This is a genomic window from Arthrobacter halodurans, from assembly GCF_041877255.1.
Classification (GTDB): Bacteria; Actinomycetota; Actinomycetes; order Actinomycetales; family Micrococcaceae; genus Arthrobacter_N; species Arthrobacter_N halodurans.
Genome location: NZ_JBHDLJ010000007.1, coordinates 131,263 through 152,653, shown reverse-complemented (window position 1 = coordinate 152,653; position 21,391 = coordinate 131,263). Strand labels below are relative to the sequence as shown.

Annotated in this window: 24 protein-coding genes; 15 read left to right on the top strand and 9 right to left on the bottom strand. The window is 73.0% G+C overall.

Annotated elements, in window-relative coordinates:
• Positions 1-11 precede the first annotated feature (11 nt).
• From ACETWP_RS10530 to ACETWP_RS10520, 3 genes are all read right to left on the bottom strand, one after another.
• On the bottom strand, positions 12-272 hold the full coding sequence (locus ACETWP_RS10530; protein WP_373972193.1) for a GlsB/YeaQ/YmgE family stress response membrane protein: 261 nt from the start codon (positions 270-272) through the stop codon (positions 12-14).
• Between the two features lie 168 nt (positions 273-440).
• A complete protein-coding gene (locus tag ACETWP_RS10525) occupies positions 441-950 on the bottom strand; it encodes a metallophosphoesterase family protein (RefSeq protein ID WP_373972192.1) in 510 nt (169 codons plus the stop codon).
• Positions 947-1,726, bottom strand: coding sequence for a FadR/GntR family transcriptional regulator (locus ACETWP_RS10520; protein ID WP_373972191.1), 780 nt, complete (start codon positions 1,724-1,726; stop codon positions 947-949). The genes ACETWP_RS10525 and ACETWP_RS10520 overlap by 4 nt, the downstream gene beginning before the upstream one ends.
• Before the next feature lie 313 nt (positions 1,727-2,039).
• Between ACETWP_RS10520 and eat the strand changes: the two genes are divergently transcribed.
• The 5 genes from eat (at position 2,040) to ACETWP_RS10495 (ending at position 7,959) form a co-directional block, all read left to right on the top strand.
• A complete protein-coding gene (gene eat, locus ACETWP_RS10515) occupies positions 2,040-3,476 on the top strand; it encodes an ethanolamine permease (protein ID WP_373972190.1) in 1,437 nt (478 codons plus the stop codon).
• Positions 3,477-3,528: 52 nt separating this feature from the next.
• A complete protein-coding gene (locus ACETWP_RS10510; protein WP_373972189.1) occupies positions 3,529-4,902 on the top strand; it encodes a glutamine synthetase family protein in 1,374 nt (457 codons plus the stop codon).
• A complete protein-coding gene (locus ACETWP_RS10505) occupies positions 4,902-5,648 on the top strand; it encodes a gamma-glutamyl-gamma-aminobutyrate hydrolase family protein (RefSeq protein ID WP_373972188.1) in 747 nt (248 codons plus the stop codon). Before ACETWP_RS10510 ends, ACETWP_RS10505 begins: the two co-directional genes overlap by 1 nt.
• Positions 5,645-7,021 carry an aldehyde dehydrogenase family protein gene (locus tag ACETWP_RS10500; protein WP_373972187.1) on the top strand — a complete coding sequence of 459 codons (1,377 nt, stop codon included), beginning with the start codon at positions 5,645-5,647 and terminating at the stop codon, positions 7,019-7,021. Before ACETWP_RS10505 ends, ACETWP_RS10500 begins: the two co-directional genes overlap by 4 nt.
• Positions 7,022-7,116: 95 nt before the next feature.
• Entirely contained in the window at positions 7,117-7,959 is an 843-nt protein-coding gene (locus tag ACETWP_RS10495) for a 3-oxoacyl-ACP reductase (RefSeq protein WP_373972186.1), read from the top strand.
• An 8-nt stretch (positions 7,960-7,967) separates the two neighbouring features.
• On the opposite strand, the gene ACETWP_RS10490 is transcribed toward ACETWP_RS10495, so the two are convergent.
• Together ACETWP_RS10490 and ACETWP_RS10485 are read right to left on the bottom strand one after the other, a co-directional pair.
• The gene (locus tag ACETWP_RS10490) at positions 7,968-8,591 is read right to left on the bottom strand and encodes a DUF305 domain-containing protein (RefSeq protein ID WP_373972185.1); all 624 of its coding nucleotides are present in this window, start codon (positions 8,589-8,591) and stop codon (positions 7,968-7,970) included.
• 155 nt (positions 8,592-8,746) lie between these two features.
• Positions 8,747-9,136 carry a hypothetical protein gene (locus ACETWP_RS10485; protein WP_373972184.1) on the bottom strand — a complete coding sequence of 130 codons (390 nt, stop codon included), beginning with the start codon at positions 9,134-9,136 and terminating at the stop codon, positions 8,747-8,749.
• Between the two features lie 99 nt (positions 9,137-9,235).
• On the opposite strand from ACETWP_RS10485, the gene ACETWP_RS10480 reads away from it, so the two are divergent.
• Positions 9,236-10,108: an SDR family NAD(P)-dependent oxidoreductase gene (locus ACETWP_RS10480; protein ID WP_373972183.1), complete on the top strand. Its 873-nt coding sequence runs from the start codon at positions 9,236-9,238 to the stop codon at positions 10,106-10,108.
• A gap of 137 nt (positions 10,109-10,245) precedes the next feature.
• A complete protein-coding gene (locus ACETWP_RS10475) occupies positions 10,246-11,244 on the top strand; it encodes a zinc-dependent alcohol dehydrogenase family protein (protein ID WP_373972182.1) in 999 nt (332 codons plus the stop codon).
• Here ACETWP_RS10475 and ACETWP_RS10470 read toward each other — a convergent pair.
• Positions 11,216-12,160: a LysR family transcriptional regulator gene (locus tag ACETWP_RS10470; RefSeq protein ID WP_373972181.1), complete on the bottom strand. Its 945-nt coding sequence runs from the start codon at positions 12,158-12,160 to the stop codon at positions 11,216-11,218. The genes ACETWP_RS10475 and ACETWP_RS10470 overlap by 29 nt on opposite strands.
• A gap of 148 nt (positions 12,161-12,308) precedes the next feature.
• On the opposite strand from ACETWP_RS10470, the gene ACETWP_RS10465 reads away from it, so the two are divergent.
• The 8 genes from ACETWP_RS10465 to ACETWP_RS10430 all read left to right on the top strand — a co-directional run bounded on the left by ACETWP_RS10465 (position 12,309) and on the right by ACETWP_RS10430 (position 19,289).
• The gene (locus ACETWP_RS10465; RefSeq protein WP_373972180.1) at positions 12,309-13,526 is read left to right on the top strand and encodes a cytochrome P450; all 1,218 of its coding nucleotides are present in this window, start codon (positions 12,309-12,311) and stop codon (positions 13,524-13,526) included.
• A 70-nt stretch (positions 13,527-13,596) separates the two neighbouring features.
• A complete protein-coding gene (locus tag ACETWP_RS10460) occupies positions 13,597-13,920 on the top strand; it encodes a 2Fe-2S iron-sulfur cluster-binding protein (protein WP_373972179.1) in 324 nt (107 codons plus the stop codon).
• A gap of 2 nt (positions 13,921-13,922) precedes the next feature.
• Positions 13,923-15,185 (top strand): NAD(P)/FAD-dependent oxidoreductase, encoded by a 1,263-nt coding sequence (locus tag ACETWP_RS10455; RefSeq protein ID WP_373972178.1) that lies wholly within the window; start codon positions 13,923-13,925, stop codon positions 15,183-15,185.
• A 183-nt stretch (positions 15,186-15,368) separates the two neighbouring features.
• A complete protein-coding gene (locus ACETWP_RS10450; protein ID WP_373972250.1) occupies positions 15,369-15,776 on the top strand; it encodes a LexA family protein in 408 nt (135 codons plus the stop codon).
• Positions 15,769-17,109 carry a Y-family DNA polymerase gene (locus ACETWP_RS10445; RefSeq protein ID WP_373972177.1) on the top strand — a complete coding sequence of 447 codons (1,341 nt, stop codon included), beginning with the start codon at positions 15,769-15,771 and terminating at the stop codon, positions 17,107-17,109. Before ACETWP_RS10450 ends, ACETWP_RS10445 begins: the two co-directional genes overlap by 8 nt.
• A 150-nt stretch (positions 17,110-17,259) precedes the next feature.
• Positions 17,260-17,553 carry a J domain-containing protein gene (locus ACETWP_RS10440; protein WP_373972176.1) on the top strand — a complete coding sequence of 98 codons (294 nt, stop codon included), beginning with the start codon at positions 17,260-17,262 and terminating at the stop codon, positions 17,551-17,553.
• A 127-nt stretch (positions 17,554-17,680) separates the two neighbouring features.
• Positions 17,681-18,583: an SDR family oxidoreductase gene (locus ACETWP_RS10435; protein WP_373972175.1), complete on the top strand. Its 903-nt coding sequence runs from the start codon at positions 17,681-17,683 to the stop codon at positions 18,581-18,583.
• Positions 18,584-18,653: 70 nt separating this feature from the next.
• Positions 18,654-19,289 (top strand): HNH endonuclease family protein, encoded by a 636-nt coding sequence (locus ACETWP_RS10430; protein ID WP_373972174.1) that lies wholly within the window; start codon positions 18,654-18,656, stop codon positions 19,287-19,289.
• Here ACETWP_RS10430 and ACETWP_RS10425 read toward each other — a convergent pair.
• The 3 genes from ACETWP_RS10425 to ACETWP_RS10415 all read right to left on the bottom strand — a co-directional run bounded on the left by ACETWP_RS10425 (position 19,286) and on the right by ACETWP_RS10415 (position 21,309).
• Positions 19,286-19,645, bottom strand: a complete 360-nt coding sequence (locus ACETWP_RS10425; RefSeq protein ID WP_373972173.1) for a hypothetical protein — start codon at positions 19,643-19,645, stop codon at positions 19,286-19,288. The genes ACETWP_RS10430 and ACETWP_RS10425 overlap by 4 nt on opposite strands.
• Before the next feature lie 177 nt (positions 19,646-19,822).
• A complete protein-coding gene (locus ACETWP_RS10420; protein WP_373972172.1) occupies positions 19,823-20,563 on the bottom strand; it encodes an esterase/lipase family protein in 741 nt (246 codons plus the stop codon).
• Positions 20,560-21,309, bottom strand: a complete 750-nt coding sequence (locus ACETWP_RS10415; protein ID WP_373972171.1) for an alpha/beta fold hydrolase — start codon at positions 21,307-21,309, stop codon at positions 20,560-20,562. The genes ACETWP_RS10420 and ACETWP_RS10415 overlap by 4 nt, the downstream gene beginning before the upstream one ends.
• Positions 21,310-21,391 lie beyond the last annotated feature (82 nt).

Here is a 21,391-nt window from a genome sequence, read left to right as displayed (position 1 = left end):
GGCGCGAAGCGCTACTTGCGGTTCTTGGTGATGAAGCCCCAGATGACGAGGGCCAGAATGGAACCGGCGATGGCGACGAGCCAGGTCTGGATCGACCAGAACTCTTCCAGGCCGATGCCGAAGATCGCGGAGCCGATGAAGCCGCCGAGCACGGCGCCGATGACACCCAGAACGAGGGTGGCGATCCAGCCGCCGCCCTGGCGGCCCGGCAAAATGGCCTTGGCGATGGCGCCCGCGATGAGGCCAAGAACGATCCAACCAATGATTCCCATGGTGCTGTTTCCTCTCAATAATCCCCAACGATGCGAACTCCCCCACGCGGTAAAAGACGTGAAGGAGATTACTTACGATGTAAGCACATTTTTCGGGTATCGGCGAATTCCGGCTCCGGGGTGGTGCGGCGCGAAGTGCCGCGTCGGACCGGCGGGGAAGCCCGTCGGCTAGGCGCGCGTCGGGAGCGGGACCAGCTCCACGTCGCGCAGCCGGCCGGCGTCGGCGACGGCCGTCAGGTAGGTGCACACGGGCTGGCGCCTGCGGTCGGTGGGGGAGCCGGGGTTGAGGAGCCGCAGGCCGGCGTCGCCGGTGGTGTCCCATGGGATGTGGCTGTGCCCGAAGACCAGCACGTCGGCGTCGGGGAAATCCTCCTGGCAGCGCTTGCCGCGGCCCGCCGCCGCGCCGGTCTCGTGGATCATGGCGAAGCGGATCCCCTCGATCTCCGTCCGCGCGACCTCCGGCAGCCGCGCCCGCAGTTCGGGGCCGTCGTTGTTGCCGTAGACCCCGATCAGCCGCGCGGAACGGCGTTCGAGCTCGTCGAGCAGGGCCGCGTCGACCCAGTCCCCGGCGTGGAAGACGACGTCGGCGGCCTCGATGGCGTCCCAGAGCTCGGGCCGCAGCCCGCGGGCGCGCTTCGGGACGTGGGTGTCGGCCAGGAACAGCAGGCGGGTGCTCATCCCGGCATCCTCTCACGGCCCGCGGGGCCCGCCGCGTCCGCCAGGAACCCGCGCAGCAGCGCGGCCGTCCCGTCCAGGTGCTCGGACATCAGCACCCGGGCCCGCTCGGGCTCGCCGCCCAGGATCGCCCGCACGATCGCCTCGTGCTGGGCGTCCGAATGGCTGATGTTCATCGCGAGGAACGGAATCCGGTCCAGCAGGTCGCTGGTCGCGGCGCGGGCCTCGGCGACGGCGGAGACCAGCGAGGGGGAATCGGTCAGCTCGGCGATCGCCACGTGCAGGCGGGCGTCGAGCGGCCGGTACTGGGAAGGGTCGGCGGTCGCCACGGCCCGGAGGGAGGCCAGCAGCGCCGTGCGCTGGGCCGCCGCCAGCGGGGCGGCGGCGGCCAGCGCGGCGGCGGCCGGTTCGACGACGGCGCGGAACGTCAGGACGTCCTCCACCCGGGCGACGTCCGCGGCCTCGAGCGCGGCGCCGCCGCTCGGCAGGCCGTCGCAGACGAAGGCCCCGCCGTAGCGGCCGCGCTGGATCCTGATGTAGCCGGCCTTCTGCAGCTCGGCGAGCGCCTCGCGCAGCGTGGCCCGCGAGACGCCGAGCAGCTCCGCGAGCTCGCGCTCGGCCGGGAGGCGCTCGGCCGGGGTGAAGACGCCGAGCTTGATCCCGCGGAGCAGGTGCTCCACGGTCTCCTCGAAGGCGTTGCCCCGGTGCGCGGAGCCGAGGAGCCGGTAGCGCGGGTCGTCCGCAGTCTTCGGTCCCGCGGAAGCGCGTTGCTCGCTCATGGTTCCAGCATGCCACGCCGCGCGTCCATTGGTCTGCCACAGGACCATGTGGCCGCCGCGGGTCCCGGCCGGGGCCGGGAACCGGCGCGGCGTCGCGTGGGGCGGCGCGCGAGGCGGGACGTCGGGCTCGCCTGTCCCGCGGCGACCGTCCGGGCATCGACGGCCGGCCGGCGGTTTTCCTCCCGGACAAGCCTTGACGCGTGTTGGTGATCCGGTTCACACTGTACGCAGTCTCAATGGACTAAAAACGATCCATTGGAATCCCCACCCCCGCACCATCTCCCGCACCACCCCTTCGATCAGCGAGGCGGACATGGCACGCAAATCCCACATCGACTACAGCGCGGTGGACAAGGACTACCTCAAGCACCGCAAGCTCCAGAGCGGGGCGGCGGGCTGGATCCTGCTCGCCGGGCTGGGCGTCGCCTACGTGATCTCGGGCGACTTCTCCGGATGGAACCTCGGGCTCGCGGTCGGGGGATGGGGGGGACTGCTGATCGCGTTCGTGCTGATGGGGATCATGTACACGTGCATGGTCTTCGGCCTCGCCGAGATGTCCTCGACGCTGCCGACGGCGGGCGCGGGCTACGGGTTCGCGCGCCGCGCCCTGGGCCCGTTGGGCGGGTTCGCCACCGGCATGGCGGTCCTCATCGAGTACGCCGTGGCGCCCGCCGCGATCGCGACGTTCATCGGCGGCTACATCGAGGCGCTGGGACTCTTCGGGCTGACGAACTCCTGGCCCGTCTACCTGGCCACCTACGTCGTGTTCATCGGCATCCACCTGTGGGGCGTCGGCGAGGCGCTGAAGATCATGTTCGGCATCACGGCGATCGCCGTCGTCGCGCTCGCCATCACGGTCGTCGGACTCGCGCCGCACTTCGACGCGGCCAAGCTCTTCGACATCGTCCCCGACGGTTCGGCCGGCTCCAGCGCGTTCCTGCCCTTCGGCATCCCCGGCGTGCTGGCGGCCCTGGTGTTCGGCATCTGGTTCTTCCTTGCGGTCGAGGGCGTGCCGCTGGCCGCGGAGGAGACCGAGGACCCCAAGCGGGACATGCCCCGCGGCATCATCGTCGCCATGATGATCCTGCTGGTCTTCGGCGCACTGATGCTGATCCTGGTCCCCGGCACGGCCGGCGCCGCCGCCATGGGCGAATCCGACTCGCCGCTGCCCGAGGCCCTGCGCGCCGTGCACGGCGAGGGCTCGCTGATCGCGGACATCGTCAACTACGCCGGACTCGCCGGCCTGGTGGCGAGCTTCTTCTCGATCGTCTACGCGTACTCCCGCCAGCTCTTCGCGCTGTCCCGCGCGGGCTACCTGCCGCGGTTTCTCTCGGTGACGTCCTCCCGGCACACCCCCTGGGTGGCGCTGGTGGTGCCCGGAACCCTGGGCTTCATCCTTGCCGCGGCCACCGGCAACGGCGGCCTGCTGATCAACATCGCCGTCTTCGGCGCCACGCTCTCCTACGTCCTGCTGAACCTCAGCCACATCATGCTGCGCATCAAGGAGCCGAACCTGGAGCGCGGCTACCGCACCCCCGGCGGCGTCGTCACGACCGGCATCGCGCTGGTGCTGGCCGTCGTCGCACTGGTCGCCACGTTCGTCCTGGACCACGTGGCCGCCGGCATCACGGCCGCGGTGTTCCTTGTCGCGATCGCGTACTTCTGGTTCTACAGCCGCCACCACCTCGTGGCCAGCGCCCCCGAGGAGGAGTTCGCCCTGCTGGAGGACTCGGAGCGGACCCTGAAGTAGGCCCCGCGCGCACCCCGCAACCGCCACGAACCACCACGGAAAGAAGACACCCATGACTTCCCATCCCCGCAGCGACCGCATGCTCGGCGTCGAGCAGCTGAGGTCCGGCATCCGCTCCGGCGAGATCGACAGCATCATCCTGGCCTTCACCGACATGCAGGGGCGCCTGCAGGGCAAGGTGATCCACGGGGGGTTCTTCCTGGACTCCGTGCTGGACCACGGCACGGAGGCCTGCAACTACCTGCTCGCCGTCGACACCGAGATGAACACCGTGGAGGGCTACGCGCTCTCCAGCTGGGACACCGGCTACGGGGACATGGTGTTCGACCTCGACCTGGACACCATCCGGCGGGTGCCGTACCTCGAGAAGACGGTCATGATCCAGTCGGACCTGAACTACACCTCCGGCGGCCGCGTCCCCATGTCCCCGCGCAGCCTGCTGCGCGCGCAGCAGGAGAAGGCGGGGCGCAGCGGGCTGCGCGCGCTCGCCGGCACCGAGCTGGAGTTCATGGTCTACAACACGAGCTACGAGGACGCCCAGCGCGGGCACTACCTGGACCTCACGCCGGCCAACCTCTACAACGTGGACTACTCGGTGCTGGGCTCGATGCGCGTCGAGCCCCTGCTGCGCGACATCCGCAACACCATGTACGAGGCCGGGATGATCGTCGAGTCCGCCAAGGGCGAGTGCAACTTCGGCCAGCACGAGATCGCGTTCAAGTACGACGACGTCATCACCACGGCGGACAACCACACCTTCTACAAGCTCTCCGCCAAGCAGATGGCCTCCCAGCGGGGCCAGTCCGTCACGTTCATGGCCAAGCCGAACCAGCGCGAGGGCTCCTCCTGCCACATCCACATGTCGCTGCGCGGGCTCGACGGCTCACTGGTGTTCTGGGACAAGGACAAGGGGGAGCGCACGGCCGCGTACGACCACTTCATCGCCGGCGTGCTGGCGACCATGCGCGAGTTCACGCTCTTCTACGCGCCGAACATCAACTCGTACAAGCGGTTCGCGAAGGGGTCGTTCGCGCCCACGGCGGTCGCCTGGGGCCTGGACAACCGCAGCTGCTCCGTGCGGCTGGTCGGCGAGGGGCCGTCGGCGCGCATGGAGAACCGCCTGCCGGGAGCTGACGCCAATCCGTACCTCGCGCTCGCGGCGATGCTCGCCGGCGGGCTCTACGGCATCGAGAACCGGCTGGAGCTGCCGCCGATCATGGAGGGCAACGCGTACGACTCGGACGCCGAGCACGTCCCGCACACCATGGCGGAGGCGCGCGAGCTGTTCACGAACTCGGCGATCGCCCGCGAGGTCTTCGGGGACGAGGTCGTCGAGCACTACACGCGCTACGCCGACGTCGAGATCGAGCAGTACGACGCCGCGGTGACCGACTGGGAAGTGCGCCGCGGATTCGAGCGCCACTGATGCCGGCGCAGGCGCGGGCCGCGTACCGGCCCCGGATCGGGTTGACCACCTACTGGCAGGACGCGGCCTGGGGCGTGTGGAACAACAAGGCCGCGATCGTCCCCGGGAAGTACATGACCGGCGTCGTCGCGGCGGGCGGCACGCCGCTGCTGCTGCCGCCGGTGGGGACCGACCCGTCGGTGGTGGACGTGCTGGACGGTCTGATCGTCATCGGCGGCGTGGACGTGGACCCGGCCGGCTACGGGGCGGAGCCCCACCGGCTCACCCGGGCCCAGCCCGAGCGCGACGACCACGACATCGCGCTGACGCGGGCCGCCCTGGAGGCGGGTGTGCCCCTGTTCGCGATCTGCCGGGGCGCGCAGGTGCTCAACGTGGCGCTGGGCGGCTCGCTGCACCAGCACGTGCCGGACATCCTCCCCGAGGCGCGGTACCAGCCCTCGCCGGGCGAATACGGGACCGTGGATTTCACGACCGTCGCCGGCAGCCTCGCGGCGGACCTGCTGGGTCCCGCGGCGACCGCGCCCTGCTACCACCACCAGTCGATCGACCGGCTGGCCGACGGGCTGCGCGTCACCGCGCGCGCCGCGGACGGCACCATCGAGGCCGTCGAGCCCACCGCCGCTCCCGGCTGGGTGCTCGGCGTGCAGTTCCACCCGGAGGAGAACCCGGGCGACGCCCGGCTGTTCCACGGCTTCATCGAGGCCGCCCTGAACCACCACACCAACCGCGAGGTGACCCACGCATGAGCACCCACACCGTCCTGAATCCCGCGACCGGGGAGGCCATCCGCGAGGTCGGCATGGCCGGCGTCGCCGAGGCCGACCGCGCGATCGAGGCCGCCGCGGCCGCGTTCGGCCGCTGGCGGGCGGTCGCCCCCGCCGACCGCGCGCTGCTGCTGCGCCGCTTCGCGGCCGCCGTCGACGCGGACCTGGAGAACCTGGCCGCGCTGGAGGTCGCGAACGCGGGGCACACCATCGGCAACGCGCGCTGGGAGGCCGGCAACGTCCGCGACGTCCTGACCTACTACTCGGCGGCCCCCGAGCGGCATCTGGGGCAACAGATTCCGGTGGCGGGCGGGCTCAACGTGACCGTGCACGAGCCGCTCGGCGTCGTCGGGGTGATCGTTCCCTGGAACTTCCCGATGCCGATCGCCGCCTGGGGCTTCGCCCCCGCGCTCGCCGCGGGGAACACCGTGGTCCTCAAGCCCGCGGAACTCACCCCCCTGACCGCGATCCGGCTCGGTGAGCTGGCGCGCGAGGCCGGCCTGCCCGACGGCGTCTTCACCGTCGTCCCCGGCAAGGGCTCGGTGGTGGGGGAGCGCTTCGTGACCCACCCGGCGGTCCGGAAGGTCGTGTTCACGGGCTCCACCGGCGTCGGCAAGCGGATCATGGCCGGCTGTGCGGACCAGGTCAAGCGGCTTACCCTCGAACTCGGCGGCAAGAGCGCCAACATCGTGTTCGCCGACGCGGACCTGGAGCGGGCCGCCGCGAGCGCGCCCGGCGGCGTCTTCGACAACGCCGGCCAGGACTGCTGCGCGCGGTCGCGCATCCTCGTCGAGCGCGGCGCGTACGACCGGTTCATGGAACTGCTCGAACCCGCCGTCGCCGCCGTCACCGTCGGCGACCCGTCCGACGAGGCCACGGACATGGGTCCGCTCATCTCCGCGGGCCAGCGGGAGCGCGTCGCCGCGTTCGTGGACGAAGCGGCGGGCGGGACGGGCGCCGGCGTCGCCTTCCAAGGCACGGCGCCGACGGGCCGAGGCAACTGGTTCCCGCCCACCGTCCTCACGCCGACGGATCCGCGGGCCCGCGTGCTGCGCGAGGAGATCTTCGGCCCGGTGGTGTGCGTGGTCCCGTTCGACGACGAGGCGGACGCCGTCCGCATCGCCAACGACTCCGACTTCGGACTCTCCGGGTCCATCTGGACCCGCGACATCGGGCGCGCGCTGCGCGTCTCGCACGGCGTCGAGGCCGGCAACCTGTCCGTGAACTCCCATTCCTCGGTGCGCTACTCCACGCCGTTCGGCGGTTTCAAGCAGTCCGGGCTGGGCCGCGAGCTCGGGCCGGACGCGCTGCACGCGTTCAGCGAGGTGAAGAACGTGTTCATCTCCGCCGACTAGCCCGACTAGCCCGAATAGCCCGGCCGGCCACGAGTGGCCCCGACCGGTCCGCCCCGCACCGCCCCACGCCCCAGCCTGCCCCGAAGGAGAACCCCATGAGCCACGAGACCGCGGGAAGCCCGCACGACACCGACGCCGCGGCCGCCCCGGCGCCCTACAACGGCCTCGTCACCAACCGCCTTGCCGGACGGAGCGCCGTCATCACGGGCGGCGCGTCGGGAATCGGCCTCGCCACCGCCCGCCGCCTGGCCCACGAGGGCGCGCGGGTCGTCATCGCCGACATCTGCCCGGCAGAGGCCGGCCAGCGGGCCGCCGAGTCGGTCGGCGGCATGTTCGTCCGCACGGACGTCACCAACGAGGAGGACGTCAGGAACGTCTTCGCCGCGACCAAGGCGGAGTACGGCGCCGTCGACATCGCCTTCAACAACGCCGGCATCTCCCCGGCCGACGACGCGTCCATCCTCGAAACCGGAATCGACGCGTGGCGGAGGGTGCAGGAGGTGAACCTGACCAGCGTCTACTATTGCTGCAAGCACGTCATCCCGTACATGCAGGAGCAGGGCAGGGGCTCGATCATCAACACGGCGTCGTTCGTGGCCCTGATGGGCGCCGCCACGTCGCAGATCTCCTACTCCGCCTCCAAGGGCGGCGTGCTCTCGATGAGCCGGGAGCTCGGCGTCGAGTTCGCGCGGCAGGGCATCCGCGTCAACGCGCTGTGCCCGGGGCCGGTGAACACCCCGCTCCTGCGGGAACTCTTCGCCAAGGACCCGGAGCGCGCCGCGCGCCGCCTCGTGCATGTCCCGCTGGGTCGCTTCGCCGAGCCGGACGAGCTCGCCGCGGCGGTGGCGTTCCTGGCCTCCGACGATTCGTCCTTCATCACCGCCAGCCAGTTCCTGGTCGACGGCGGCATCGCCGGCGCCTACGTGACCCCGCTGTAGGGGTGCTCCTAGGGGTTGACGAGGAGCTCGCGCATCTCGGTGATCTCGGCCTCCTGGGCGGCGACGATGTCCCGGGCCAGTGCGACGGCGTCGGCGTCCCGGCCCCGCTCGATCTCGGTGCGGGCCATCTCGACGGCGCCGTCGTGGTGCGCCACCATCTGCGTGAGGAAGAGGGCCACGGCTTCCGGACCCTCCGCCTCGGCCAGCGCGGCCAGGTCCGCCTCCGTCATCATGCCGGCCATGCCGTGCCCATCGCCGGCCTCCGTCGGCTCGCCCCACGCCCGGAGCCACGCCGTCATCCTCGCGATCTCGGGGGACTGGGCCGCCTTGATCCTCTCGGCCAACTCGACGACGGGCGCGTCGATGTCCGATTTCGCGAGCAGGATGTCGCTCATCTCGACGGCCTGCTCGTGGTGCGGGATCATCATCTGCGCGAACATGGCGTCCGCCGCGTTGTGGGTCGCGGCCTCGGCGGCGGGGCCGGAGGCGGCCGCCGAGGCCGCGGGCGGGGCGGGGGTCGTCGCGTGGCCGGCGTGGTCGTCGGTCGGGGATGCGGAGTCCGCGGCCGAGCAGCCGGACAGGGCGGCGCCGACGGCGAGCGCGGCGGCGAGGGCGAGGGGAAGCTTCTTCATGGGTCCTGTTCTGCCTGTTCCGGGGGCCCGCCCGGCGCCGGCGACGTCGGAGGGGTCCGCGGTGGGGGTGGGTTCGTGGGTGTGCGGCGCGGCGACGGGTCGCCACGCGTGCCGCCAGCATACCCCAAGGGGGTATGGGAAGGCGGGGAGGGGAGCTACAGCGCGGCGGCCGCGAGGCCCAGCGCCTGACACGCGAGGAACAGCGCGGCCAGGGCCCAGCCGGTGGTGCGCAGCGCCCGGGAACCGTCCTGCGGCGCGTGGGTCTGCCAGCGCCGGGGATTGGCCTCGCGGTAGTACACGGTCTCCGGCGGCCGTCCGTCCGCGGGCGCGCCGTGCAGGACGTGGCTCACCACCGACCCGTCCGGCGTCCTCCAGACGATGCATTCCTGGTTCTCGAGAAGTTGCGTGTGGCAGGGCGCGGAGACCCAGTGCCCGTGGCGCGCACGGACCACCGCGGCCGCCACGAAGAACACGACGGAACCGACGAGCCCGACCCAGCCGACCAGGTCGAGGACGGGGCCCAAGGAGGCGGCGAGATCATGCACACCCCCGAGTCTAGGCTGGCCGACGGGATGGCCGATGCCCGGGGGTATCGTGGCGGTGCGGACCCGCGTCCGGCCCGCGCCCCGAACCGAAGGATCTCGATGACCCGCACCGCACCCGCCCCGAGCGTCCACAGCACGCCGGCCGGCGACACCCAGCCGGCCGGCGACGTCGACCCGTCCACCGCCGCGCAGGCAACCGTGGATCCCGCGGCGTCCGAGGGGGACCGGATCGTCCTGGTCACCGGGGCCGCGCGCGGGATCGGGCGGGCCGTGGCGGAGGCCTTCGCCGCGGCCGGCGACACGGTGGCCGTGCACTACGGAACGCGGCGGGCGGAGGCGGAGTCCACCGTGGCCGCGCTGCCGGGGGAGGGGCACCTCGCGGTCGGCGGCGACCTTTCCGATCCCGGGCGCGTGCGGGACCTCGTCGACGAGGTCGTCCGCCGTGCCGGCCGCATCGACGTCCTGGTCAACAACGCGGCGGCGCGGATGTCCCCGCACGCCGTCGCCGACACCGGCTACGAAGAATGGCAGGCCACCTGGCGCTCGACCCTCGACGTGAACCTGGTCGGGGCCGCGAACCTTTCCTACTGCTTCGCCCGGCACCTGATGGGGCGCCGAACCGGGGGCCGGATCGTCAACGTCGGGTCCCGCGGCGCCTTCCGGGGAGAGCCGGACCACCCGGCCTACGGCGCGAGCAAGGCGGCGCTGCACGCACTGGGCCAGTCGCTCGCCGTGTCGCTGGCTCCGCACGGGATCGCGGTCGCCTCCGTCGCGCCGGGATTCGTGGAGACCGAGCGCAACGAGGACCGGCTGAACGGACCCGAGGGCGGGGCGCTCCGCGCGCAGAGTCCCTGGGGGCGCGTGGCCGGGGCCGCGGAGGTCGCCGAGGCCGTGCGGTTCCTCGCCTCGCCCCGGGCCGTCTGGGCCAGCGGCTCCGTCCTGGATCTCAACGGCGCGTCGTACCTGCGGTAGAGGGCGCAACCGCGCGCCGGGGCGCCTGGCGCGCGAGGCCACTTCCCGGCCGCCCCCCGGCATGTCACACTGGTGGCGCCAGGCGGGACCCGCGCCGGCGTCGGCCGGGCGGCCCGTGCGAGACGGCGGGAGCACGCATGCGCGCATGGTGGGTGGAACGTCCGGGACCGATCGACGGCGGGCCCCTGCGCTTCGGCGAGCGCCCGGATCCCCGTCCCGGCGCCGGAGAGGTCCTCGTGGCCGTCCGCGCCTGCGGGGTCTGCCGCACCGACCTCCACCTCGCCGAGGGCGACCTGCCGCCGCGCCGCCCGCGCACGGTCCCGGGGCACGAGGTGGTGGGCGACGTCGTCGAACTGGGGGAGGGGTGCCGCCGGTTCCGCGCCGGCGAGCGCATCGGGATCCCCTGGCTGCGCCGGACCTGCGGGGCCTGCCGGTTCTGCGCGCGCGGCGCCGAGAACCTCTGCGTCGCGCCGCGCTTCACGGGCTGGGACGACGACGGCGGGTACGCCGAGCTCGCGGTCGTCGACGAGGACTACGCCTACCCGGTGCCCGCATCCATCCCGGACCGCCAGGCCGCGCCGCTCCTCTGCGCGGGGATCATCGGCTACCGCGCCCTGCGCCGCTCCGAGCTGCCGCGCGGCGGGCGCCTCGGCATCTACGGCTTCGGCGGGTCGGCGCATCTGGCCGCCCAGGTGGCGCTGCACGAGGGCGCCGAGGTGTACGTGATGACCCGCTCGGCGGAGGCCCGCCGCCTGGCGCTCGACCTCGGCGCGAGCTACGCCGGACGCGCCGCGGAGGAGCCCCCGGTGAAGCTGGACGCCGCCATCCTCTTCGCCCCGGCCGGAACCCTGGTCCCGCCCGCGCTGCGGGCGCTGGACCGGGGAGGGACGCTGGCGGTCGCCGGCATCCACCTCAGCGACATCCCCGCCCTGAACTACGCCAACGAGCTTTTCCAGGAGCGCCGCCTGGTGAGCGTCACCGCGAACACGCGGGCGGACGGCAACGAGTTCCTGGACCTCGCCGCCCGGATTCCGCTGCGTCCCACGACCGTCGGCTACCCGCTCGCGGAGGCCGACCGCGCGCTGCGGGACCTCGCGGGCGACCGCATCACGGGAGCCGCGGTGTTGGAACCCTGACGGGACCCGGCCCCGCCGGCGGCGCGTAGAGCCCGGACGCGACGTCGAGCATGGCGGACGCGGCCTGCGACGGGCGGACCGCGTCCGGCCACACGATGGCGACCGGAACCGGGCGCACGGCCGGCCGGATCGGCCGGACCGCCAGCGCCCGGCCCTCGTAGCTCTGGTCGCCCGCGGGCCGCTGGACCAGGATGGAATACCCCATGCCGCGGCCCACCAGCGAGCGCGTGACCTCGTAGTCCGTGGTGCGGAAGCGGATGCGGGGCTGCAGGCCCGCCGCGGAGAACATCGCCAGCGTGTTCTCGCGGCTGGGATCGACGTCGAGCAGGACCATCGGCTCGTCGACGAGTTCCGTGAGGTCGATGGCCGCGCGCGACGCCAGTGGATGCCCGGCGGCGAGGACGACGGCCGGGACGGCGTCGTAGAGCCGCCGGCTGCCGAGCCCCGGGGGCAGCGAGAGGTCGTAGGCGACGGCGAGGTCGAGGCGTCCCGCGAGCAGGCGCTCCTGGACCTCGCGCTGCGGGCCGTCGAAGAAGTCCAGCTGCACCGCTGGATGCCGCTGTGCGAAGGCGGCGATCAAACCCGCCAGGACCGTGGGCGCGAGCGTCAGGTAGCAGCCCAGCATCAGGGATCCGCGCAGCTCGGCGCCCGCGTTCGCCGCGTGCAGCTCGAGGTCCCCGGCGCCGTGGAGCAGGCCGCGCGCCTGCGCGAGCACGTAGGAACCGGACGGCGTCAGGGTGACTCCGTGGGCCTTGCGCCGGATGGTCAGCTGCGTCCCGAGCGCCCGCTCCAGCCCGTTCAGGGCGCCCGCGATGGCGGACTCCGACACGTGCAGGGCCTCGGCCGCGGCCGCAATGCTGCCGCGCTCGGCCACGGCGACGAAGCACTCCAGTTGCCGGAGCGTGGAGCGCGCCATCTGAACCTCGCTGAATCCGTGGATATTGGTCTGAAAATTGCACTTTACCGGGGATATGCCGCCCGTCACACTGGAGAAGCGGCTGAGGCGGTGCCACCGGCAGTGTCGGCCGCGGAGCCAGAGACAGAAACAGCGGCGGGAGACCGACATGAACGAACCCCAGACAGCCACCGGCACGGGGCGGACCGCGGCACCCGCCGAACCCCCCGTCGCCGACTGGGTGACCATCGAGGACCTGCGGCGCGATCCCTTTCCCCTCTACCGCAGGATGCGCGAGGAGGCGCCCGTCCACTGGGTTCCGGCGGTGAACCGGTACATGGTCACGAGCTACGCCGCCTGCCACGAGATCGAGCAGGACGCCGAGACGTACTCCGCCGACGAGACCGGCTCGCTGATGAAACGCTCGATGGGGCATTCGATGCTGCGCAAGGACGATCCGGAGCACAAGGTCGAGCGCGACTCCTACGGGTCCACGCTGCGTCCGGGGACCGTGAAGAAGCACTGGAACGCGGTCTTCGCCCGGAACAACGAGACCTTCCTTGCCGGGCTCAAGGCCCGGGGGCCGGGCGCCGACTTCGTCTGGGACTACGCCGCCCCGTACGCGGCGGAGAACCTGCGCCTGATCTGCGGGTTCCACAACGCCACGCAGCAGGACCTCCAGCGCTGGAGCCAGGACATGATCGACGGCACGGGGAACTACGCCGACGACCCGGACGTGTGGGCCAGGAGCGAGGTGGCCTCGGCCGAGGTCGACGCGGCGATCGACGAGATGCTGCCCCGGTTGCGCGGCGAGCCGGACGCGTCGCTGCTGTCCGGGCTGGCGTCGATGCCGATCCCGCTGGAGGCCATCCGCGCCAACCTGAAGATGACGATCGGCGGCGGGCTCAACGAGCCCCGCGACGTGCTCGGCACCACCGTCTGGGCGCTGCTGTCCCACCCGGACCAGCTCGCCGCGGTGCTGTCCGACCCCGCGCTCCACCTGACGGCCTTCGAGGAATCCGTCCGCTGGGTCGCGCCCATCGGCATGTACCCGCGGGAGAGCACCCGGGAGAGCGTGCTCGAGGGAGTGCGGCTGCCCGCCGGGGCGCGCGTCGGCGTCGTGCTCGGCGCGGCCAACCGCGACCCCGCGGTGTTCGGGGACCCGGAGTCGTACGACATCTTCCGGCCCCGCAAGCCGCATCTGGGATTCGGCGGCGGAAGCCACTTCTGCGCCGGCGCCTGGGTGGCCCGCTCGTCGGTGGCCGGGATCGCGATGCCGCGGGTCTTCGAGGAGCTTCCCGGACTCCGGCTGGATCCCGAACGTCCGGCCGTCGACGAGGGCTGGGTCTTCCGCGGCATGACCCGCATGCCGGTGCTCTGGAACTAGGCCGGGAACGCACCCGCCGCCGCACGCTTTCACACCGTCCCTTGATACCCCACCACCCCGAGGAGCAGCCATGCCCACCATCACCTTCACGCAGCCGGACGGCCGGGCCGACGTCGTCACCGCAGTCGAGGGGACGTCCCTGATGCGCGCCGCCGTCACGAACGGGGTCGACGGCATCGTCGGCGAGTGCGGCGGGCAGGCCATGTGCGCCACGTGCCACGTCTATGTGCGCCCGGAGTTCGCGGCGGCGCTCCCCGAGATCGGCGACGACGAGGAGGAGATGCTGGACTGCACCAGCGCCGAGCGCACGGCGAGGAGCCGCCTGGGCTGCCAGGTCGCCGTCGGCGCGGGACTCGACGGCGTCGTCGTCGACGTGCCCGAGGGGCAGGTCTAGCCGTGGGCGGCGCGGCGGGGGCCGGGGCGGACGCCGGGGTCGTGGTGGTCGGCGGCGGCCAGGCCGGGACGCAGGTCGCGGACTCGCTGCGCGCCGCGGGCTACGCCGGACCCGTCACCCTCGTCGCGGAGGAGGCCGGCACGCCGTACCAGCGCCCACCGCTGTCGAAGGACCACCTGCGGCCGGGGCCGGAACCGGAGCCGTTGCCGCTGCGGGGGCCCGCGTTCTTCACGGACCGGCGCATCGCCCTGCGCGCCGGCGTGCGCGCCGAGGCGATCGACCGGGGCCGCCGCGCGCTCCGGCTCGCCGACGGGACGGAGCTGGCCTACGGGCACCTGGTCCTCGCGACGGGGGCCGCGAACCGTTCGCTGCGCTGCCCGGGGGCGGAGCTGCCCGGCATCCACGGCCTGCGGACCCTGCCCGACGCCGGGGCGTTGCGCCGGGGGCTGGACGCGGCGCGCGAGGTCGTCGTCGTCGGGGCCGGGTTCATCGGCCTGGAGGTGGCGGCGGCCGCGCGCGCCCGCGGCGCCGCGGTGACGGTCCTCGAGTTCGCCCCGCGTCCCATGGCGCGCGCCCTGACCCCGGTGACGGGGGAGTGGTTCGCCGCCGCCCACGGACGCCTCGGCGTCGAGCTGCGGCTGAACGAGGGCATCGCCTCCTTCGATGCCGGCCCGGACGGGAGGGTCGCCGCCGCCGTCTCCACGGCGGGCCGGCGCTACCCCGCCGACCTGGTCGTCGTGGGCGTCGGCGTGGATCCGGACACGGCGCTGGCGTCCGCCGCGGGGCTCGCCGTGGACAACGGAATCGTCGTGGACGCGGCGCTGCGGACCGCCGACCCGCGCATCCTCGCGGTCGGAGACTGCGCCAACTTTCCCAGCGCCCACGCCGGGGGCCGGGTGCGGCTCGAATCCGTGCAGAACGCCACGGACCAGGGCCGCCGCGCCGCGCTCACGATCCTCGGGGAGGCCGGGGCATACGACGACGTCCCGTGGTTCTGGAGCGTGCAGGGGCCCCACCGGCTGCAGATCGCCGGGCTGTCCGCGGCGTCGGACCGCACCGTCGTCGTCGGCGACCCGGCGTCCGGCCGGTTCTCCGTGCTGTGCTATCGGGACGGGCTGCTGGCCGCCGTCGAATCGGTCAACCGGCCGTCCGACCACGCGGCCGCGCGGCGGATCGTCGGTGCGGCCGCCCCGGACCCCGAGGAGGCCCTCGCGCCCGGATTCGACCTCAAGACCTACGCGCGCGCCGCCGCCCCGGCCGGATAGCGGCGCCGGTCGGATGGCGGCGCCGGCCGGACAGCGGCCCGCTCCCATCCGGGGATCCGGGCGGTCGGAGGACCTTGGTCGGGAACGCCCGCGTCCGCTCGTGCCGCGGATGCCGCCGGGACGCGCGCGGTGCTAGTCTGGTGCTTCGAATCTTTGTTCTAAGGCGGTGGTGGGGTGTTCGGCATCGATCCCGCGCCGCGGAGCGCCCCGGAACCGGACGGCGGTGGCGCGCCGGCCGAGGCGAGTGGCTTCCCCTCGCCGGCCCGCGACTACTTCAACGGCGGCATCGACCTGAACCGGCACCTCATCCGCGACCGCACGTGCACCTTCATCATGCGCGTCGCCGGGAACGCGATGGCGGCCGCCGGCATCGCGGACGGCGACGAGCTGATCGTCGACCGGTCGCTCGTCCCGCGCGACGGCAGCGTCGTCGTCGCCGTGCTGGACGGCGAGCTGGTGGTTCGGCGGCTGCGGTTGGGCGGGCGCGGCGCGTCCCTCGAGACGGACGACGGAGCGCGCCCCACCGAGCTGACCGAGCTGGCCGACCTGACCGTCTGGGGCGTCGCGACCCGGTGCCTGCACCGTGTCTGACGCCGGCGCCGCGGACGCGCCGGGGCCGGTCCCGCCCGGCGCGCCGATCGCGCTGGTGGACGTCAACAACTTCTACGTCTCCTGCGAGCGGGTGTTCGATCCCTCGCTGGAGGGGCGCGCCGTCGTCGTCCTGTCCAACAACGACGGCTGCGTCGTCGCCCGCTCGGCCGAGGCCAAGGCGCTGGGCATCACGACCGGGACCCCGTGGTTCCAGGTGGCGCCCTCGGCCGACCGCTGGGGGCTGGTGGCGCGCTCGAGCAACTACGAGCTCTACGGGGACCTGTCCGCGCGCGTCATGGAGGTCATCGGCCGGTTCGGCGCCTGGCAGGAGGTGTACTCGATCGACGAGTCGTTCCTGGGGCTGGCGCCGGGGGAGTTCCGCCGCGCCGAGGCGCGGGTCGTGGAGGTCGCCGCGACCATCCGCGAGGCGGTGGCCCGGCACGTGGGGGTGCCGGTGTGCGTGGGGGTCGCGCCCACCAAGACCCTGGCGAAGTTCGCCAACCACATCGCGAAGCGGAACGCGGGCATGCGCGGCGTCTGCTCGCTCGGCTCGATGCCCGACGCCGAGGTCCGCCGCATCCAGTCGCGGGTCCCGGTGACAGGTCTCTGGGGCGTGGGCGCGCGGACGGGGGCCCGGCTGAACGCGCTGGGCATCGAATCGATCGCGGACCTGCGGGCCGCGGATCCGCTGGCCATCCGCAAGCGCTTCTCCGTGGTCCTGCAGCGCACGGTCCTGGAGCTCAACGGGGTGCCGTGCATCCCGCAGGCCGACGAGCGGGCGGACAAGCAGCAGATCGTCTTCTCCCGCAGTTTCTCCGCCCCCGTGACCCGGGCCGAGGAGATGGACCAGGTGATGGCCGTCTACGCACAGCGCGGCGCCGCCCGGCTCGCCGCCCAGGGCCAGCGCGCCTCGGTCCTGACCGTCACGGCCGGCACCAGCCGATTCTCCGGCGGGGCGGCGTCGTTCCCGTCGGCGAGCGTCCCGTTGCCGGAACCGACCAACGACCCGATCCGCCTGACGAAGGCGGCGGTCGCCGCCATGCGCGGGCGCCTGGAGCCCGGGGCCGCCTACCTGCGCGCCGGGGTGATGTTCTCCGGGCTCTCGCGGGACGTGGCGGGGGGCGGGCAGGAGTTGCTGGACGTCTTCGCCACGGGGGACGGGGACCGGAACGTCGGGGACCTGCTGGGGAACGTGCGCGCGAAGTTCGGCGAGGCGGCCATCGGTCTCGGCCAGGGCGGATTGGCGGCGCCGGCGTCGTGGTCCATGAAGCGGGAATTCTCGTCGCCGAAGTACACGACCGAGTGGGCGGAACTGCCCGTCGTGCGGGCCTAACCGACGACTTTTTCCCCACCGGCATCAGCCGCCGCAGGGGCCCCGAAACAATCGACGCGGGTGGCCCCCATCGCTATCCACGGGCCGCCGCCGAGCCTATGGTGGACCCGTTGGGGACAACAAACGAGGCAAACTCTTGGGGAGTCGGCTATGGATCACTACGAGGTGATTGGTGTTGCGCGCACCGCGTCGATCACGGACATCAATGCCGGGGCGCGGGACGCACTCTGGGCCGGGAAGGTCGATCAGACCAGGACGCGGCAGATCCTCAACGCGTGGTTCACGCTCCGGGATCCGCAGCGCCGCCGGGCCTACGACCAGCAGCTGATCGTCGAGGCGCCCGGCCTTCCGACGGTGACCGGCCCGCAGCCGACGGTCCCGGTGGGGACGGCCCCCGCCCCCACGCTGCGCGGAACGCATCGCCAGCCGCGGCACCGCGCCTGACCCTTCCGGCGGCACGTGCCGGGTTCCGCGGTGCCGGACGCCGGTCGGCGCGCCGCGCGGCTGACAAACCCCGCCGTGCCTCCTAGGCTGGGGCGCTACCGCACGAACCCGACGGAAGGATCCCCACGTGGCCGAGTCAGACGTGTCCAAGAACGCCCGAGACCTCGCGGACAGCGGGGGCGGCATGGCCCCCCAGCAGCAGGAGCATCCGGGCGCCACCGCCCTGATGGAGCCGGCGCCGGACCACGGGGAGCAATCTTGGGTGGGACGCGGCCGGCTCGAGGGAATGCGCGCGCTGATCACCGGGGGCGACTCGGGGATCGGGCGGGCCGTGGCGATCGCCTACGCGCGCGAGGGCGCCGACGTGGCCATCAACTACCTGCCGGCCGAGGAGGACGATGCCCGGGACACCGCGGCATGGATCGAGAAGGCTGGCCGGCGGGCCGTCCTGGTCCCGGGGGACCTGCGCGACGAGGCGACGTGCGGGGAGATCGTGGAGCGGGCCGTCGCGGAACTCGGGGGCCTGAACATCCTGGTCAACAACGCCGGCTACCACTGGGCCCGCGGCGAGAAGGGGCTCCGCGGACTGACCACCGAGGCGCTGGACCAGGCGATGCGCACCAACATCTACGGCATGCTGTGGCTGACCCGCGCGGCCCTCCCGCATCTGGGCCGCGGGGACAGCATCATCAACACGACGTCGTTGCAGGCCTATGATCCCTCGGTCACCATGATCGACTACGCGGCGACGAAGGCGGCGCTGAACAACATCACCGCCAACCTCGCCGCGGAGCTCGGTCCGGATGGCATCCGCGTGAACGCCGTCGCGCCCGGACCCGTGTGGACCCCGCTGCAGCCGGCCACGAAGGAGCCCGAGGCCGTGGCCGAGATGGGTCGCGACACCCCCCTGGGCCGCATCGGCCAGCCGGCCGAACTCGCCGGGGCGTACGTGTTCCTCGCCTGCCCCGCGGAGGCCAGTTTCGTTAGCGGCACCGTCCTCGGGGTGACCGGGGGCATGCCGGTCTTCTAGGGTCGAGGTCAAGGGCCGTGCCCCGCGGACCGGCCACGAGCGCGACCGGTTCGGCCAGGCCTGGCTCGACATGGACCGCAGCGGCTGCGACACCCACAACGACATGCACCGGACCCAGCTGACCGACGTCGTCTTCGCCAACAGCGTGCCGTGCAAGGTGGCGTCCGGGACCCTCACGGACCCGTATGCGGCCACTCTCATCCGTTTCGTCCGCGGGCAGCAGACCAACTCGCTTGTGCAGATCGACCACGTCGTCGCGCCGTCGGACGCCTGGCGGAAGGGTGCGCAGCGCCTCACGGCGGGGGAGCGCGCCGCCTTCGCGAACGACCCCCTGAACCTGCAGGCCACGGACGGCGCGACCAACGCGCGCAAGGGCGCCGGGGACGCCGCCACGTGGATGCCGCCGAACAAGTCCCACGGGTGCTCCTACGTGGCGCGGCAGATCGCGGTCAAGGCCAAGTACCGGCTGTGGGTTGCACGGGCCGGGCACGGGGCCATGTCCCGCGTGCCGGCTGCGTGCCCCGGCCAGCGCGTTCCCGCTGCGGCCGCGGCCGCCGTCGTGCCCGCCCGCGGGACGGTCCCAGCGCCGAAGCCGGCCATACCGAAACCCGCGGCGCCGAGGACCGTCGTCAGCTACGAGGACTGCGCAGAGGCCCGGGCCGCGACCGGCGGCGCCGGTCCTGCGTTCCGTGCGATCCGGACCTAGAGGATGCCGGCGAGGTTCGCGAACACGAGGATGGCCAGCACGGCGACGGCGCAGCCCGCCGTCGCGCCCCAGAGCGCTCGGCTCCGACGCAGGAACGCCGCCCCGCCGAGCACCGGCGCGAGCGCCATGCCCGCGAGCAGCGCGGCCGCCGTCGCCCCGAGCACCGGCTGGGGCCGGGCGCACTCGATGAAGCACCCCGTGAATCCCACGTGGGCCGTGAGCAGCGCGAAGAACGCGGGCGACGCCAGCGCGGCCCAGCCGCCGAACACGATGAGCAGGCCCCACCACGCCCGGCTCCGCAGGGCGCGGTCGAGGGCGGAACCGTCAAGGGCGGAACCGGCGGGATCGGGCTGCATGGCGCCAGCCTGCCACGACCGCGGGACCCGCGGAAGGGCGGGCCGCGCCCCATCGTCGTCGACACCGTAACCCCTGTGATGGAAGTGATTTCAGTGCATTGGAGGGGTGGATGAGGTTGGAATTGCGGCGTCGCCGCGGGTTGCGCGACGCAACATGACGCGCCGCCGGGCCGCGCGTCAGGGACGCGGGGGTAGGGACTCCTCGACCGCGGCCAGCAGGCGGTGGTCCGCGATCGGCCGGAAGTGGCCCATGGTGTCCAGCTGCACGTTCGTGGCCCCCTCCAGGTGGCTGCCGCCGGGGATGTGCGGGTCGAAGAGGCTGTAGATGGACACGATGCTGCGGTTGATCTCGAGGTTCTCGGCCAGCCGGATCAGCCCGGCGTGGCGCGGGGAGAACTCCTGGATGCTGCGCAGGGGCGCGAAGCGGGCGTAGACGGATCCGGAGAACGGGGTGTTGATGGCCACCATGGAGCGCACGCGGTGCCCCTCGTCGGTCGCGCTCATGACGGTCTTCCCGATGAGCCCGCCCTTGCTGTGGGCGACGATCACGACGTCCCGCAGGTCGTTCTCCCGCAGATGCGCCGCGACGACGGCGGCCATCGCCTCGATGGTGCCGCTGTTGTACCCCAGCCCGTGGACGACGTGCACGGGGTGTCCCAGCGCGTGCAGCCGCTTGGCCACGGGGTGCAGGAACTGCCAGGTCTCGTAGATGCCGGGGATCAGCAGCACCGGCGCGGCCGCGGGGTCCGTGTCCTCGAGGAAACGCCGGTTCGACGCCGGGAAGAGCAGCGCGTGCGCCTGCCAGAAGCCGACGTACACGTAGTCCAGCCACCAGGCGAAACCGCGGCGGGCCAGATCCCCCAGCCGGCGCAGCGGGCGCGGCGGGCGTGGGATCCGCCGGGGCGGACGCGGCGTCATGCCCGGGCCGTCAGCTCGAGACACAGGTCGGCGACCCTCTCCGCCGAATGGAACATCATGACGTGGGCCTCCCCGGGCACCTCCGCCACCACGGTTCCGGGCCGGCGGGACGCGAGGTCCTCCACCCAGCGGCGGGGGACGATCGGGTCGTGCTCGCCGCGCACGATCAGCACCGGTGCCTCCACGTCGCCGATGCCCTCCTCGATGTGGTTCTCCAGCATCGCCGGAACGGACCGCGCGTACCAGAGCGGGCCGCAGCGGAGGAGGTAGTCGCTGAAGATGATGGCGTTGACGCGCGGCGTCTCGCGCAGGGTGTCCAGACCCAGGCGGAGGGCCTGCCGCCAGACCTTGCGCTCGCCGGGCACGTTGGTGGGGGCGAGGACGACGACGCCGCCCACCTTCCGGTCCCGACGTCCCATCTCGACGGCGACCTGCGAGCCCATGGAATGGCCGACCAGGATCGGCCGCTCGACGCCCAGCCGGTCGAGGGTGGCCCATACGGCGTCGGCGTGGTCCTCGATCGAGGGCCCGCGCCGCGGTTTCGGGGACCGCCCGTGGCCGGGCAGGTCGACGCTGTGGACGCGCGCGTGCCGCGACAGGGCGTCGGCCAGGGGTCGGAAGTAGCGCCGGGACACCCCGATGCCGTGGATCAGGACGAACGTGTGGCGCCCGGCGCCGGAACTGCGGACGTGCACCGTCGAGTCCTCGTGGACGACCGTGCGGGACTGCGGGGTGGCTGGCGTCACCGGTGTCTCCTTACTGCAGGCCTTAAAGCCTAACGGTCCCGCGGCCTGGCCCGGCGCGGGGCGGGCCCGACGCGGCGGTTCC

Bases quoted from the DNA above. Each gene is read 5' to 3' on its own strand.
- ACETWP_RS10530 (WP_373972193.1), bottom strand. From the start codon at position 272: ATGGGAATCATTGGTTGGATCGTTCTTGGCCTCATCGCGGGCGCCATC.
- ACETWP_RS10525 (WP_373972192.1), bottom strand. From the start codon at position 950: ATGAGCACCCGCCTGCTGTTCCTGGCCGACACCCACGTCCCGAAGCGC.
- ACETWP_RS10520 (WP_373972191.1), bottom strand. From the start codon at position 1,726: ATGAGCGAGCAACGCGCTTCCGCGGGACCGAAGACTGCGGACGACCCG.
- eat (WP_373972190.1), top strand. From the start codon at position 2,040: ATGGCACGCAAATCCCACATCGACTACAGCGCGGTGGACAAGGACTAC.
- ACETWP_RS10510 (WP_373972189.1), top strand. From the start codon at position 3,529: ATGACTTCCCATCCCCGCAGCGACCGCATGCTCGGCGTCGAGCAGCTG.
- ACETWP_RS10505 (WP_373972188.1), top strand. From the start codon at position 4,902: ATGCCGGCGCAGGCGCGGGCCGCGTACCGGCCCCGGATCGGGTTGACC.
- ACETWP_RS10500 (WP_373972187.1), top strand. From the start codon at position 5,645: ATGAGCACCCACACCGTCCTGAATCCCGCGACCGGGGAGGCCATCCGC.
- ACETWP_RS10495 (WP_373972186.1), top strand. From the start codon at position 7,117: ATGAGCCACGAGACCGCGGGAAGCCCGCACGACACCGACGCCGCGGCC.
- ACETWP_RS10490 (WP_373972185.1), bottom strand. From the start codon at position 8,591: ATGAAGAAGCTTCCCCTCGCCCTCGCCGCCGCGCTCGCCGTCGGCGCC.
- ACETWP_RS10480 (WP_373972183.1), top strand. From the start codon at position 9,236: ATGACCCGCACCGCACCCGCCCCGAGCGTCCACAGCACGCCGGCCGGC.
- ACETWP_RS10475 (WP_373972182.1), top strand. From the start codon at position 10,246: ATGCGCGCATGGTGGGTGGAACGTCCGGGACCGATCGACGGCGGGCCC.
- ACETWP_RS10470 (WP_373972181.1), bottom strand. From the start codon at position 12,160: ATGGCGCGCTCCACGCTCCGGCAACTGGAGTGCTTCGTCGCCGTGGCC.
- ACETWP_RS10465 (WP_373972180.1), top strand. From the start codon at position 12,309: ATGAACGAACCCCAGACAGCCACCGGCACGGGGCGGACCGCGGCACCC.
- ACETWP_RS10460 (WP_373972179.1), top strand. From the start codon at position 13,597: ATGCCCACCATCACCTTCACGCAGCCGGACGGCCGGGCCGACGTCGTC.
- ACETWP_RS10440 (WP_373972176.1), top strand. From the start codon at position 17,260: ATGGATCACTACGAGGTGATTGGTGTTGCGCGCACCGCGTCGATCACG.
- ACETWP_RS10430 (WP_373972174.1), top strand. From the start codon at position 18,654: ATGGACCGCAGCGGCTGCGACACCCACAACGACATGCACCGGACCCAG.
- ACETWP_RS10425 (WP_373972173.1), bottom strand. From the start codon at position 19,645: ATGCAGCCCGATCCCGCCGGTTCCGCCCTTGACGGTTCCGCCCTCGAC.
- ACETWP_RS10420 (WP_373972172.1), bottom strand. From the start codon at position 20,563: ATGACGCCGCGTCCGCCCCGGCGGATCCCACGCCCGCCGCGCCCGCTG.